This is a genomic window from Laspinema olomoucense D3b, assembly GCF_025370785.1.
GTDB lineage: Bacteria > Cyanobacteriota > Cyanobacteriia > Cyanobacteriales > Laspinemataceae > Laspinema > Laspinema olomoucense.
In genome coordinates, this window is record NZ_JAMXFA010000004.1 from 111963 (window position 1) to 127025 (window position 15063).

Here is a 15063-nt window from a genome sequence, read left to right on the forward strand (position 1 = left end):
TGAAGCGGCGGAAAATTTTTCCGGTAGGAGCGGTTGGGAGAAATTTAAGGAAGCGATCGCTTTGTACTCGTTAAGAGCGCGAACTTAAAATTTTTAGGGCAATACATATCGCCGTAGTATTGGGATGGATTATAGCAGGTTTTGTAATAATTTCTATAAACTTTAGATAAAATTTACAGAATTAAGGCGAAAGTTAATCCGATATTTAAGAATTTTGAGCTAAATTGTGATCGGGCAAAAGATTAGGGATTGGCAAATTGGAGATTGAGAAACTACTGTGATGGATTGGAGCGATCGCCAGAACCACACACCGGGGTATCCTGCTCTAGTGAGTAACTACACCTAATCAACCCCCCTTCAGAAAATCTTGGGGAAACCGTTCCATAGATTTTGCTGAGGATTCTCCTCTCGGGAGGGCGATCGCGGCAATCCCCTGATTTAAGACTCACCGAAAACCGGGTCAAATCCTGCTAGATCAATCGGTACGACTCTCTCTTGAGGGAGGGGTTAACCTCCAACCGAGAAACCTAAATTAACAAGACTTAACATTCTGAAGGAAGGAATGGATCCTAATTTGCCCAATGATCCCTTAAATTAGGAAAGGCAGTGATAAGATCGAAAAACATCGCTATTCCGACCGGATTACCGGAGAGAAATAGCCTCTACCATCTTCACGAGATGTGCTCATGGTTCAATCCTTTACAACGACACCATCACCGACTGATAGCAGTCAAAAAGTTTCTAAAGTCGAAGGCATCAAAGAACGCAGCAATTATTTGCGCGAACCTCTTGCCACCGAGCTTTTAGAAGATACGACTCATTTTACCCATGATGCCTATCAGATTCTGAAATTTCACGGTTCATATCAGCAATATAACCGGGAAAATCGGGTCAAAGGGCAGGAAAAAGACTACCAAATGATGCTTCGTACCCGCTCGCCGGGGGGATTCATTCCACCTCAGCTGTATCTGACCTTAGAACGGCTGTCGGAAGAATATGGCAATCACACCCTGCGAGTCACCACCCGTCAAGGTTTCCAAATGCATGGAATCTTGAAGAAAAACTTGAAGAGAGCCATCCAGGAAATTGTCCACAACATGGGTTCTACCCTGGGCGCTTGCGGGGATATTAACCGCAACGTCATGGCACCTCCAGCGCCATTTACGAACCGCGTCGATTACGATTACGTTCGTAGATATGCCAACGATATCGCCGATTTGCTGACCCCCCAGAGTGGGGCCTATTACGAGATTTGGCTGGATGGGGAAAAAGCCATCACTGGGGAAGAAAATCCCGAGGTGAAAGAAGCGCGCCTGCGCAATGGCAACGGGACCATCTTCCACGATTCCCCGGATCCGATTTATGGAGCCCAGTTTCTACCGCGCAAATTCAAAATTGCCGTCACGGTCCCTGGGGACAATTCCGTTGATATTTATTCTCAAGACCTGGGCCTCATCGTGATGCTCGATGATGCGGGCCAACTGGAAGGATTTAACATCCTTGCTGGGGGTGGATTGGGGCGCACCCATAACAAAGAGGAAACCTTCCCTCGCCTAGCCGATCCCATCGGGTTTGTTAGAAAAGACGACATTTACGATGCCGTCAAGGCGATTGTGGCGACCCAGCGCGATTATGGCAATCGCGTGGAACGCCGTCTTTCGCGGATGAAATACCTGCTGGAGGACTGGGGCGTCGAAAAATTCCGCGAAACCGTGGAAGGCTATTTAGGGAAACAATTTGAACCCTTCAGACCCTTACCGGAGTTTAAATACCAGGACTTCCTCGGGTGGCACGATCAGGGGGATGGCAAGCTGTTCTACGGTATTTCCGTGGAAAATGGTCGGATTCACGATCGCGGTTCGTTGCAGCTTAAGACGGCTTTGCGGCGGATTGTGGAGGCATTTAACCTGCCGATGCTACTGACCCCACATCAAAATGTGCTACTGTACGATATTGCTCCGGCACAACAACGGGAAATCGAGCAAATTCTGCAAGAATGCGGGATTAAACGGGAAACCGAGATCGATCCGTTGGTTCGCTATTCAATGGCTTGCCCTGCTTTACCGACTTGCGGTTTAGCGATCGCTGAAGCCGAACGCGGGATCCCCGGTGTCCTCGCTCGCATTCGCGCCCTGTTAAATAAAGTCGGCTTACCCGAAGAACACTTTGTGGTTCGGATGACGGGTTGTCCCAATGGTTGTGCACGCCCCTACTTGGCGGAACTCGGCTTTGTAGGGAAATCACCGGATTCTTATCAAATCTGGCTAGGTGGAGATCCCAATCAAACTAGGTTGGCTCAAACTTATATTGAGAGTTTGGCGATCGAAAATTTGGAAGCTACCCTAGAACCCTTGTTTGTGTATTTCAAACAAGAACAGCTTCATCGGGTTGAACCTGAGAGCTTTGGTGATTTTTGTCATCGGGTCGGGTTTGAAGCCCTACGTCGCTTTGCTGCTACATATTCTGCTACTCCCAACGCTTCAATTCAAGAAATGGTTAATCAATTCTCTTCTCCAGTTAATTCGGAAACGGTCACGACTTCGGCTGCTGAACCCATTGCTGCCGCTACCAGTTCCGAATCGTCGGTGTCGGTAACTTCCGGAAGCGCTTCTCCCACGGGTGCGACTCCTGCTGCGGATTCCGGTGTCCCTCCCACTCCTCCGACTCCCCCCAGTGGCGGTGGCGGTGGCGATGATGACAGTGAAGGGGAAGAGGGCGGTTCTTCTCGTCCTCCCCGTCGCCGGATTAATGTCAGCAATGAGATTTATCTCCAGCTTAAGACGGAAGCAGAGCGTCAGGGTAAGCCGATGAGTCAATTGGCTGGAGATGCGATCGATGCTTTCTTGAAAAGCTTGACCGAACAAGCCTAAACTTCTCCCTAATTGTCTCGGTTCAATCCACCTATAGAGCAAGAAAAATCTGTCAGGAGTTCGATAAATTAAGGAATAATCATAACGAGCGTGATGGCTTTGGTGATAACGACTCCGGTTCCTAATGGAAATTCCTGGCAGGTTTTAACGGTGAGCTTTAAGTTTAAGCGACTGGGACTCTTAGGATATTTGCGAACTATCCGGTTCTTTAAAACCTGGTGGAACAGTAATAGCGGCCAATGGAAATGGCTGGCGGAAAAACCGATCTCAATGGAAGGTTTAAATCGGCAAGTGTGGCGCTCCTCGGTTCCTTCCCAAAGCTTTTATATTTTGCTGGGGTTGTCCGCCATTATTGCAACCCTGGGACTGCTTGCTAATAGTGCCGCTACGATTATTGGAGCGATGATTATCGCTCCTTTAATGGGTCCGATTCTGGGCATCGCTTATGGCATGGTGATGGGGAACCGCCGCTTGTTAAAGCGCTCGGCTTTAACCCTGCTCAGTGGAGTATTTTTAACGATTTTTACCTCGTTTATCATCTGTAACCTGATTGGCTTACGAGGGGTTCAAGGGGAAATCATGGCCCGATCGCAGCCGACGTTACTAGACCTCGGGGTAGCCTTAGCCGCCGGTACAGCAGGCGCTTTTGCTAAATCTCGCCGTCATATTGCCGATGCCTTACCCGGAGTGGCGATCGCAGTGGCCTTAGTTCCGCCCTTAAGCGTTATCGGAATCGGTATTTCTTTCGCTTCTCCTGAAATTTGGATCGGCAGTTCTTTACTATTTTTAACAAACTTAATCGGAATTATTTTGAGTGGTGGTCTAGTTTTTATTGCCCAAGAATATGGCTCACTCAAAAGGGCAAAAGAAGGCTTTATCCTCTCTCTATTTGCATTAACTATGTTAGGGGTTCCTTTAGGATTTTCCCTTAACCGATTAGTCTTACGAGACAATGTTCGCCGCAGTATTACGGTCTTAATTAGTCAAGAAACGCTAACCTTTTCTAAAACCGATGTCCGGAGAATACAGGTTGACCCGCAAGGAGAGGTACTGATTGTCAACCTCGAAGTTGCTGCACCAGCAAATACCATTTCAGAAAACCAAGTTAGGCTCGTTCGAGATTTTTTAGAAGAAAGACTGGAAAAACCTATTTCATTGAATGTTCAGGTTATTCCTCTGACACAATTTACGGCTCCCTCTGAGGCGATAGACCCCAATTTAGAACCCGAGGAAGGAGAAAATTTTATCCATCAAGAACCCTATAATTAAATTTAAAATAAGGTTGTTTTGTGAACGCAGCTAAAACCGGGAATTTTCAACAGTTAGGGCAACTGCAACGAGTGGCGATCGCCGAAGCACAATTCCTACCCGGGGAGATTCTCCTTGATCGCCCTCAACAGCATTATCTCAGTCGCGTCTTGCGCTTAAAAGAAGGCGATCGCTTTATTGCTATGGATGGACAAGGACAATGGTGGCTGGCTCAATTATCACCCAATCCTGAATTTGCCACAGTTTTAGAGTCAATCCCCGTGCAGACTGAATTGCCAGTTCCCGTCAGGTTAATCTTGGCACTCCCTAAAAATGGCTGGGATGAAGTGGTGAGGCAAACCACCGAGCTAGGTGTAACTACCCTCGTCCCAGTTTTGAGCGATCGCACGGTCCTCAACCCCAGTCCGAACAAGCTCGATCGCTGGCGTCGTATTGCGCGAGAAGCCGCAGAACAATCAGAACGCCAAATCATACCAACCATTTTGGATCTAGTCACCTTTCGGGACTATCTTGCTCTGCCGGAAAAACCCCCAAACCGCTATATTTGCGTCACTCGCACCGAAGCGCCCCATTTATTAGCTCAGGTTTTAGCCAGTCAACAGTCTCCAGCCGGATTACAACTAGGTCCCCTGGAAATCGCAGTCGGACCCGAGGGGGGATGGACCCCAGCGGAAGAGGAACAGGCGATCGCCTCTGGTTTCCAACCCGTTTCTCTCGGCAGTCGCATCCTCAGAGCGGTGACAGCACCAGCAGTTGCCTTATCCCTGGTTGCCGCAGCTTTAGAAATTAACCCGAACCCAAATCAGAGCATTTTACCCTAAAAAGCAGAAAGAGACGCGATTTTCGCGTCTCTTTCTAGCACTTCTACCGGCTCGAAGTTCGCATATTCCGCGCCATATCCAGATAAGAAGTCATATTCGCACCGGGACGACGACGGGGGGTAACCAGCACTGAGGTAGCTTCCCGTTTGGCAGCCGGAGTAGCCTCTTTAGGGGCTGGTTTAGCCGGTTCTGCCTTGGCGATCGCCACCGCAGGCGCAGGTGCGGGCGCTGCTGGCTTTGGTTCCGCCTTTTTCTGAGTTGCCTTAGATTTGCTCACCTTTGCCGGTTCAGACTTCTGTGTAGCAGCGGGTTCTAGCTTCTGGGCTTGAGCCGCTGGGGGTTTGGCAGCCGGAGCCGAGCCTTTCGATTCTTCTAGTTCCAGATAGTATCCAGATTTTTTGGCTCCAAATAAGCCACCCAAGAAGCTGAAAATGCCGCCAAATAATTTTTTGATAAAACCGAACATGGTCCTTACTCCTAATATGTTTACTCTCAATGGGCAAGGGTTCAAGCCTTAACAGCTTATTGCCGCCTCGGTCAACCGATCCGGACAAGCCGATTCGGTTCAAGGCCCCCAAAAACTGATAACTGTTTGGTTTAATTATGAAGTTCTGATAAGCCCACTCCCCCTTTTTCGAGGAAAATCTTAATAAAAATTTACAGATTCGGCTGAAATGTCCGGTTTTCCTGAGCACTGCTTTACAGAACTACAAACATTTTCAGAATTAAATTGTAAGTTGGCGATGAGAGATGGAGTCATTGGTCATTGGTCATTGGTCATTGGTCATTGGTTGATGGGGAGACTGCTATCTTCTCCATGCTGGTTCCTTTACAATAACCAATAACCAATAAACGCTGAAAGTTATGAATCAAAACAATCCGAAAAATCCTGTGATGTTAGTTCATGGTATTTGGGACACCCGTGATATTTTTAGTAAAATTTCTCCTGTTTTAACCGAACTTGGATGGTCGGTTTATAGCTTAGATTTAATTCCAAATAATAGTTCCATCGGATTAGACCGTTTAGCGGAACAACTGAGCGATTTTATTGAGCAAACATTAGGAGGCGATCGCCCCTTTGATTTAATCGGATTCAGTATGGGGGGAATTGTTAGCCGGTACTATCTCCAGCGACTCGGTGGCATTGAGCGGGTGCAGCGATTTATTTCTATATCTGCACCGAATCAAGGCACGATGACAGCTTACGCATTGCCCTTACCGGGATGTTTGCAAATGCGTCCGAATAGCCCATTTTTGGAAGATTTGAATCGGGATGCAGCGGAGATGCTAGGGCGGGTGAATTTCACCTCAATTTGGACTCCTTATGATAGCATGATTATCCCGGCAAAAAGCTCCCAAATGCCCGTAGGAAAAGAGGTAAAATTGCCGGTTTGGGTTCATCGATGGATGGTGAGCGATCGCCGCTGTTTACAGGTGATAGCTGAAACCCTATCGGAACCGCTGCGTGTTAACCCAGAAGTCCGGTAAGTAAGCGGCATATTTTTCTCGATACCGCCAGCTTTACATTGAGCGGGGCTGCCCCAGGTTACCAATCATTTAGGCTGGCTATATATTGGCCTTGCTCAGGATGTCTGGAAGCGATTTTTCGTTAAGAATTATAACAAGTTGGGGTCAGGTTTACCAAACCTAGGTATGATTATCCTAGAGCATTAGTATAGGCGTCAATAGATGGGAGCAAAAGTCGGTTTTCTGTCCCTTAATTCTTCCATAATAGCCCAATTTTTGTCAAAAAATACGGTTTATATTTCTGCTCGTGAACGGGGTGTGTCGGAGATAAAGACCGGATAAAATCAATAGATCTCTTAAGGGGAATAGAGCCTTGGTTCTGGGGAGCAAGTAGCTTGGCATTGGCTCAAAAACCCGGGCTGTTTTCCTGGGACTAAACTAGAGGTCTTATCCTTTCATCATACCAAAAATATCCCTGTTTTGATAAACAGGATAATCAGTCGAGGCGGCGCTATGATCAGGACAACAATAGTTTTAGCAACGTTGGTGACCCTAGGCTTTTCAGCAACACCGACTCTGGCTCAATCCTTAAACTGTGCGCGTGTACAGGACCCGGATGGCTGGGTAAATGTGCGAGATTTGTCCAGTGGACAAGTTGTCGGACGATTGAATAACAACACTCATTTTGCCTATAGATCGGTGACTTCCGATGGGTATGCAATTTTGGTTTCTGCTCTTAACCGGGGCGTTCACCAGAGTCGCTTGGAAAGGGTTTCCAATCAATTTTGTACTGTGTTTTGGACGGTGCAAGATGAGGAGGGGTGGTCAAATCTTCGGGCATCTCCGGGAGGAGATATTATTGGCCGGGTTCGCAGTGGCGGGCGAGTTTTAAAAATTGGCGGGGAAGAAGATTGGGCGGAAGTGATCACCTCGGAGGGTACTTTTGGGTATATCCACAGTTCGCGCTTACGGGGGATGAGTACCTGGTAAGCGGATAGAAATTGTAGGAGACGCGAAATGCGTTAAGCAATGGAGAGAATACCCGTTTATAGGGAAGTAAATGGACAGGGCATTGCCTTGTCTTTTTTTGGGCTAATTTTAGAAAGTCAGGGCAATTGATGAATTGCCCTTTTATTGGATTATTATAACTCTTGCAAAATAACGGATAGATCCCCCCAAACCCCCCTTACTAAGGGGGGCTTAAGAGATTTATGCAAGCAGTCTATTATAGACCCTGGGCATTCAATGGGAGAAGGGTTAAGTGCGATCGCCAATTTCGGTGAACTCGGCACTGCCAAAAATGGCATCAGGATGGGCGTAATATTTGAATTCCAGTAAATTATAAAACGGGTCCTCTAAAAAGAAGGTGCGATGTTCTAAGGGAGAACCTGAAAAGCGCCGTTTTGCTTCTTCGCGGAACAGGAGTTGATGGTGTTGGGCGCGTTCTAATAGGGTTTCCCAATCGGCTTCATTTTGGAAAATCAAGCCGAAATGACGAGGATAAATGCTTTTTTGAGGGGTGATGGGGTCTTTGGTGACATGGGCAACCAGTTGATTGCCATAGAGGTTTAAAATAACAGCAGTATGGGATTCGCGTCCGACTTGGCAACCGAGACCTTGAGCATAAAATTCTTTGGTCTTGGGAATGTCGGTGACGGGAAAAGCCAGATGAAAAAAGACATTGTTCATGGGGGATAATTTAAGATGCAGACAGAAGAATTTGTTTTTAATTATGGCGCGTTATTGAATCCTTGGCTGGTGGCAGTGGGATTAAATACGGTTTTGTTAACGATTGTTTATTTTTTACCTAAAAAGTTGCTCACTCCGGCAGGAATTATCCATGCTTGGATTTTGGGGGTGCTGATTTGGGGGGCCTTGGGTTGGTCCGGATATGCGGTGGTGGGGTTTTATTTTATTGTGGGTTCGGCAGTGACGCGCATTGGGATAGCGCAGAAGGAGGCGGAGGGAATTGCGGAGAAGCGATCGGGGGCCAGGGGACCTGAAAATGTCTGGGGTTCGGCATTGACAGCAGCGGTTTGTGCTTTGGGGGTGTTGGGGGTGCAAGGGTTGGATGGGGCGGAAGTGGTGCCGTTGCTGTTGTTGGGGTATGTGGCGAGTTTTAGTACGAAGTTGTCGGATACGACGGCGAGTGAGGTGGGGAAGGTTTACGGCAAGCGCACGTTTTTGATTACGACGTTGCAACCTGTGCCGAAGGGGACCGAGGGGGCGGTTTCTCTGGAGGGGACGATCGCCGGGGTTGTGGCATCAGTGGCAGTTGCTTTGGTGGGGTATGTGGTGGGGTTGATTGATTTGACGGGGGTGGGGTTATGTGTGATAGCGGCGTTTATTGCCACAAATTTAGAGAGTGTGATTGGGGCGACGATTCAGCAACAAGTGAGTTGGATGACGAATGAGGTGGTGAATATTATTAATACAACGATTGGGGCGATCGCCGCAGTCGGACTGGCGATCGCCTTGAGGTGGGTTTTGGGTTAAAGGGAGTATGGAAATGTTGAACAGCTAAGATTCATGATGTTTATACTCGTTGAATGGCAGGCGGCGATCGCCTAAATTGCAGGTCAGTCTTTCCTCCAATTAAGGCGATCGCCGCTTCTCCTGTGGAAAGTTAAGTGAGAAGACTAAAAGTCTCAGCAACCATCGCCTCGGGTTCTATTCCCTTGACAATCGCCAGGATTTCATCTCCCAAGGCGATCGCCGTTCCGCAATTGGAGGAGACGAAATTGAGGAGATTGAAGGTTAATCCCTCGCCTAACACAAACTCGTCTTCTCCCGGGGTAAAATCGGTGATGGTATCGGTCCCGAAACCTGCACGCAAGACAAAGCGATCGCGTCCGGCACCTCCAGTTAGGGTATCATTCCCTAAATCGCCACTGAGGAAATCATCCCCGGCACTGCCATAGAGGAGGTCATCATCCTTGCCGCCATACAAGGTATCATTACCACTGCCACCGATCAAGGTATCCTTACCGGCGTTGCCTTCTAACCAATCATCCCCGAGACCCGCACAGAGAAAGTCGCGATCGCCTACGGAACCCAGGGGTGCATCGTTGCCGATGCCGCCTCGAATGGTATCACTGCCATCCTCGCCGTAAAGGGTGTCATCTCCTAAGTCTCCAAATAAGAGGTCATCTCCAGCGGACCCGCACAGGATATCATTATCTTTGCCGCCATGAATGATATCATTGCTATTACCCCCATGCAGGGTATCATCCCCTTGATTGCCGTTGATGAAGTCATTGCTTTCACCGCCATAAATCAAGTCTCGTCCCCCAAGATCGGGGACATTGGGATCGCTGGGACCGCCGAACAAGCTATCATCTCCTTGATCTCCCTGGAGGATATCGTTCCCTAGGTCCCCGTAAACTAGGTCGTTATCTTTGCCACCGTAAGCGATATCGTCATTTTTGCCACTGTAGATGATATCCTCGCCTTCGTTGCCATTGAGCAGATCATTACCTCGATTACCGAAGATTAAATCGCGATCGCCCGCTGTGCCGATGGGGGTTTCCCTGCCATTTCCGCCCAGAATGGTGTCATTGCCAAGGTCACCAGACAAGATATCGTTATCTAGGTTAGCAAAGATCAGATCGTCGTCTTTGCCGCCGTGAATGATATCATTTGCTCGACCACCATAGAGGGTATCGTTGCCTTCGTTGCCGTTAATGAAATCGTTTTCTTTGCCGCCTTCGATGCGATCGCGCTCAATGGCAGAACCTACAGGGAAATCGCTGCCAACGCCTCCCAGCATATAATCAGCGCCGGTATCCCCATACAGAACATCGGTACCGCCTTTCCCCCAGAGAAAATCATCGGCGGCAAATCCTAATATGCCTTCATGGCGATCGTCTCCCAGGATCTCATCATTTTCCTGGGTTCCCAACAGGAATGTTTCAAGCGGGGGTCTGTCTTGGGGTCCATAAAAGATAATTTCTGGCGGGGGTGGAACCGGACATTTACACCCACTGTTTTGTGAGGGGTCGAGAGGGACGGGATTACAGGTGTTTGTACTGCTGGTATGCGACACACCCTTGAGGGGAGTTGCCGTGGGATTCTCGGAACTTGGGCGATCGCCATTGACAGGAGAATCCGGCGTTAAAGGACCGTTGTCATTACCCCCTTCTGTGCCTGGATTACTTCCGCGATCGGTTCCCGTATCGGGATTAGTTCCCCCACCTGTACCACCGTCACCTGTACCACCGTCACCTGTATTCCCACCACCGTTAGGCGGTTGAATGATTAAATCAAAAGTATCGCTAATGCTTGCACCGAATTTATCGGTAGCGGTGACTTTAATCGGGAGAGTGCCGAGATCGGTTCCTCCTGGAGTGCCAGTGAAGGTGCCATCCTCATTAAAGGTTAACCACTTGGGAAGCGGGTCTCCATTAGAGAGGGTAGCGGTATAGGTTAAGCGGTCATTGTAGACAGCAATATCGGCATCATCGAACGTATTTTCCGGGATGGGGAAGGTAAAATTGGTTCCCGGAGTGGTCGTTTGATTTTCCAGGGGATTGGCGAGGGTGGGAGGAACGTTATTGCTTCCGTTACCTGTATTCCCACCACCGTTAGGCGGTTGAATGATTAAATCAAAAGTATCGCTAATGCTTGCACCGAATTTATCGGTAGCGGTGACTTTAATCGGGAGAGTGCCGAGATCGGTTCCTCCTGGAGTGCCAGTGAAGGTGCCATCCTCATTGAAGGTTAACCACTTGGGAAGCGGGTCTCCATTGGAGAGGGTAGCGGTATAGGTTAAGCGGTCATTGTAGACAGCAATATCGGCATCATTGAACGTATTTTCCGGGATGGGGAAGGTAAAATTGGTTCCCGGAGTGGTCGTTTGATTTTCCAGGGGATTGGCGAGGGTGGGGGGAAGGTTATTGCTTCCGCCACCTGTTCCGGTGTCTGGATTGCTTCCACCACCTGTATTCCCACCACCTGTATTACTGCCACCTGTTCCGGTATCTGTATTCCCACCACCTGTATTACTGCCACCTGTTCCGGTGTCTGTATTACTGCCACCACCTGTATTACTACCACCTGTATTACTGCCACCTGTTCCGGTGTCTGGATTGCTTCCACCACCTGAATTCCCACCACCTGTATTACCGCCACCGTTACCGCCGTTAGGCTGTTGAATGATTAAATCAAAAGTATCGCTAATGCTTGCACCGAATTTATCGGTAGCGGTGACTTTAATCAGGAGAGTGCCGAGATCGGTTCCTCCTGGAGTGCCAGTGAAGGTGCCATCCTCATTGAAGGTTAACCACTTGGGAAGCGGGTCTCCATTGGAGAGGGTAGCGGTATAGGTTAAGCGGTCATTGTAGACAGCAATATCGGCATCATTGAACGTATTTTCCGGGATGGGGAAGGTAAAATTGGTTCCCGGAGTGGTCGTTTGATTTTCCAGGGGATTGGCGAGGGTGGGGGGAGCGTTAATGGTTAAATTAACCGTGGAGGGAGTTTTGGCATAGTCAGTCCCGTCGAATCCATTCCATGTGAAACTCACCGGACCATTAAAGTTGTTATTGGGGACAAAGGAAAGTTTTCCGATATCGCCTAGGGGAATTTCTAGGGGATTTGCGATGAGATTTCCATCAAAGAATAGGGTTCCGTTGGTGGGAAGAGAGGTAATTGAAATTTTCTGCAGCGTATTCCCATCACTGTCTGTAAATTGGCTGGTAAAATACTCGGGTTTAAAGACGAATGAAGTATCTTTTGTGCCGGTTTGAGTGATGGGTGCTAGGGTGGGGGGGGTATTGATGTTGACGACAAAGCGCCCGAGTTCCTGGGAGGCGATCGCATTGCCGGTGGTATCAGTAACCTGGTTTTGTTGCAAGGTTACTGTATAAGTACCGTTATCGCCGCTATCCCAAGTATCCCCGGGAGGGGTAATCTTGTAGATGACGTTGATACTGTTGAAATTGCCGCTGCGATTGGGGGTGGTTCTCGCCGTGACGGTGAGACTCTCGTTCTTGGGTCCGGTGACAATAATATCCCGAGGCTCTAAGGTACTCCAATCTATGGCCCGGTTATCGGTAAAGGTGACGGTGAAACTGTAGGGTTCTTCCCCTGCCGTGGTCACATTTTGGGCAATTACGTTTTCAAGGCGGGGTAAAATCTCATCCGTTGGTCCGGGAGACCCGATATCTAACCCGCTATTGTTGCGATCTAAGGTACTCTCGTAAGCTTTGGCGACAACTGGCGTAGGAGCAGTGGGTGCACCGATCGCACTAATTAACCAATTGTTACCAATATCGTTGACTTTTGTCAAGTCCTCTTGGTTATAAGTGAGAGGATTTAAATACAGGGAAGCGCCGACAGAAGGCGTCAACCCGGTGGTGTTATACGCCACCTCATCAATGGCCGTTGTAAACCCCTGCCTATAGCTACTAAGGCTGGGCCATAACCCAATGCGATCGCTAGTGTTGCCCAAGGCGGACCAATTACTGACAGGAATCAGGGGAATATCGCCGGTATCCCACGCTATCTTAAACGACTCAGCAGGCAGGTTGGCATTAAACAAAATTCCGGTTTTCCCCGGTGCGATCGTACCCTCCGCAATATTCGCCGGAGGCAGTGTGGGATCGGCATTGGCCTTGCCAAAGACAAATCCCTTTAAATTTAGGGTTTGATCCGTTGGATTGTAAATCTCCACCCACTCCCAGTCCGGTTCAGCACTGCGGGGATGGTACATAATTTCCGTAATCACCGGGAGAAGCTGTTGCTCATAAGCGCCGATATCGATCGCCGTACCAACCTTGCGCTGGAATCCGGTGCCGCGTTGGTCTGTGGCTAACTTAGTGCTAACAGTAGGCTCACCCAAGTTAATCGCTGGCGACCCTACCATGAGAGCATGGGTTAAGGGAGACCCGGGATCTGCGCCATTCAGTGCTAAAGTTGGATTGATGACAGCGTTAATGTCACTCACACCGAGGGAATTAAAGCTGTAATTTGTACCCCCATTTAACCCAGTAATGCCCGTCATATCGCCGATCAGGTTATACTGAGCCGGGGTAACCGAACCCGAAACATCCGGGTGGACATCACCCGATGGGCTCTGATCTTCGTTTCCGGCAATCAGGGTATGGCTGAGATTGAGGCTTATATTTCTCCCCTGTACCCGGATCCCGCCACCGTTGCCGGTATTAGATCTATCACTATCAGCAACATTAAAGGCGATCGTGCTGTGATTAACGGTTAGATTTCCTGTGTTGTAAATCCCTCCACCATCTTTCCCTGCTTGGTTATGGGAAATCGTACTATTGGAGATCTCCGCAGTGCTACCATTTTGGATGCCGCCACCATTGGCCTCAGGATTGACGTCAAGGGTACTCCCAGCCGAGTTGTTAGAAATGGTACTATCTCGAACAGTCAGAATCTTCTCATTCTTAATGCCTCCACCGTCATCCTCAGCTCGGTTGCCAGTGATGGTACTCTGGTTCAGGGTCAAAGTCCCCTTATTGTAAATCCCACCCCCATCTCTTCTATTGTTTTCCTCACTATTGGGAATATTGGCTAACCCATTTTTAACGGTGAGATTATTCAGAGTAACATTAGCATTGGCCCCGATATGGAAAATCCGGAAACCGGGTGCGTTTGGATCGCGAACGATTTCAGCCCCATTTCCATTAATGGTTAGGGTACCTGTCTGAATCGAGGGTAACCCGTTGGCACCGAGGGTAGAATCATCACTTTTAGTGAGGGTATAGGTATCGCCTGCTAAATTGATGATACTATCTTCATTATCATTATTAGCATCTGTAATTGCAGTAATCAGTTTGGTAACATCTCCCGCCGGGACCATATAGGTTTTTGCGAGTACGGCGTTATAGGCGGCGATCGCCTCGGACTGGAAGGGCACAGGGGCATCAATGTTTCCCGTACTCACTTCTAGGGTCCAGTTGCCGTTTAATTCGGCACTGCCGGTTAAATCATTGGAGGCGGCAATATCTGCACCCGTCAAGTCTGCTAGTTTTTGCAGGAAGGTAACCCCTGTATCCGAGGTCCCCACATTACATCCATAGAGTAAGATATCGGCCCCTTCACTGAGGGACCCGCGCAGGATCTGCCATTGGGGAAGATAGGCATCCAGGGTCTCGGCATCCAGTTGGGTTGTGCCGAGTTGGACCCTGCCGGAACTCCCATGAGAAACCAGATGAATGCTGTCGATGCCGGTCCGACCCGCGATCGCCTCAATGATTTGCTCGATCCCGTCGCGATCGCCATCAAGGCGAATCACCTCGGTGTCAGGGGCCAAGGCATCCAGGAGGGTTTGTTGCTCAGAAACCCCTGAATCGATAAAGACCAGGGTGCGCGACTCCGGGAGAGGATGAGTTGCCGGGATTGGTGGTTCTGGAGTGCTATCCAGGCCATTATACCGTTTGGAAATCTTCGGCAAGAAGTCGAATAGTTGTGATTGTGGGTAGTTCATTGCAAATACATCCCCGGGAGATATAGTGTTGACAATCGAATAGAACACCCAACCCCCGTATTATCACTAGGGCCTGGGTTTAGCCTAAATCAAGGCTTGACGATTTTTTGGGAAGAAAGAAAAAACTAGATCACCCTGGTTATGATCTAGTATAGTCCGTAGATACACGGAGATGGGTTGCACCCCT

9 protein-coding genes are annotated in these 15063 nt (G+C 48.8%); 6 read left to right on the plus strand and 3 right to left on the minus strand.

Annotation, left to right across the window (positions count from 1 at the left end):
• Positions 1 to 686: 686 nt before the first annotated feature.
• The 3 genes from sir (at position 687) to NG792_RS04130 (ending at position 4960) form a co-directional block, all read left to right on the plus strand.
• Positions 687 to 2870 (plus strand): sulfite reductase, ferredoxin dependent, encoded by a 2184-nt coding sequence (sir, locus tag NG792_RS04120; RefSeq protein WP_261234639.1) that lies wholly within the window; start codon positions 687 to 689, stop codon positions 2868 to 2870.
• A 93-nt stretch (positions 2871 to 2963) separates the two neighbouring features.
• Positions 2964 to 4139: a TIGR00341 family protein gene (locus NG792_RS04125; protein WP_261199459.1), complete on the plus strand. Its 1176-nt coding sequence runs from the start codon at positions 2964 to 2966 to the stop codon at positions 4137 to 4139.
• 20 nt (positions 4140 to 4159) lie between these two features.
• A complete protein-coding gene (locus tag NG792_RS04130; protein WP_261234640.1) occupies positions 4160 to 4960 on the plus strand; it encodes a 16S rRNA (uracil(1498)-N(3))-methyltransferase in 801 nt (266 codons plus the stop codon).
• A 43-nt stretch (positions 4961 to 5003) separates the two neighbouring features.
• On the opposite strand, the gene NG792_RS04135 is transcribed toward NG792_RS04130, so the two are convergent.
• Positions 5004 to 5426: a hypothetical protein gene (locus NG792_RS04135; protein WP_261234641.1), complete on the minus strand. Its 423-nt coding sequence runs from the start codon at positions 5424 to 5426 to the stop codon at positions 5004 to 5006.
• A 398-nt stretch (positions 5427 to 5824) separates the two neighbouring features.
• On the opposite strand from NG792_RS04135, the gene NG792_RS04140 reads away from it, so the two are divergent.
• Positions 5825 to 6448, plus strand: a complete 624-nt coding sequence (locus NG792_RS04140) for an esterase/lipase family protein (RefSeq protein ID WP_261199462.1) — start codon at positions 5825 to 5827, stop codon at positions 6446 to 6448.
• 492 nt (positions 6449 to 6940) lie between these two features.
• Positions 6941 to 7417, plus strand: coding sequence for an SH3 domain-containing protein (locus NG792_RS04145; protein ID WP_261199463.1), 477 nt, complete (start codon positions 6941 to 6943; stop codon positions 7415 to 7417).
• A gap of 267 nt (positions 7418 to 7684) precedes the next feature.
• Here NG792_RS04145 and NG792_RS04150 read toward each other — a convergent pair whose 3' ends face one another.
• Positions 7685 to 8116 carry a VOC family protein gene (locus NG792_RS04150; RefSeq protein WP_261234642.1) on the minus strand — a complete coding sequence of 144 codons (432 nt, stop codon included), beginning with the start codon at positions 8114 to 8116 and terminating at the stop codon, positions 7685 to 7687.
• A gap of 15 nt (positions 8117 to 8131) precedes the next feature.
• Between NG792_RS04150 and NG792_RS04155 the strand changes: the two genes are divergently transcribed.
• Positions 8132 to 8923 (plus strand): TIGR00297 family protein, encoded by a 792-nt coding sequence (locus tag NG792_RS04155; protein ID WP_261234643.1) that lies wholly within the window; start codon positions 8132 to 8134, stop codon positions 8921 to 8923.
• Between the two features lie 130 nt (positions 8924 to 9053).
• On the opposite strand, the gene NG792_RS04160 is transcribed toward NG792_RS04155, so the two are convergent.
• On the minus strand, positions 9054 to 14876 hold the full coding sequence (locus tag NG792_RS04160) for a DUF4347 domain-containing protein (protein ID WP_261234644.1): 5823 nt from the start codon (positions 14874 to 14876) through the stop codon (positions 9054 to 9056).
• Positions 14877 to 15063: the final 187 nt, after the last annotated feature.

Bases quoted from the DNA above. Each gene is read 5' to 3' on its own strand.
- NG792_RS04140 (WP_261199462.1), top strand. From the start codon at position 5,825: ATGAATCAAAACAATCCGAAAAATCCTGTGATGTTAGTTCATGGTATT.
- NG792_RS04135 (WP_261234641.1), bottom strand. From the start codon at position 5,426: ATGTTCGGTTTTATCAAAAAATTATTTGGCGGCATTTTCAGCTTCTTG.
- NG792_RS04125 (WP_261199459.1), top strand. From the start codon at position 2,964: ATGGCTTTGGTGATAACGACTCCGGTTCCTAATGGAAATTCCTGGCAG.
- NG792_RS04160 (WP_261234644.1), bottom strand. From the start codon at position 14,876: ATGAACTACCCACAATCACAACTATTCGACTTCTTGCCGAAGATTTCC.
- sir (WP_261234639.1), top strand. From the start codon at position 687: ATGGTTCAATCCTTTACAACGACACCATCACCGACTGATAGCAGTCAA.
- NG792_RS04150 (WP_261234642.1), bottom strand. From the start codon at position 8,116: ATGAACAATGTCTTTTTTCATCTGGCTTTTCCCGTCACCGACATTCCC.
- NG792_RS04145 (WP_261199463.1), top strand. From the start codon at position 6,941: ATGATCAGGACAACAATAGTTTTAGCAACGTTGGTGACCCTAGGCTTT.
- NG792_RS04155 (WP_261234643.1), top strand. From the start codon at position 8,132: ATGCAGACAGAAGAATTTGTTTTTAATTATGGCGCGTTATTGAATCCT.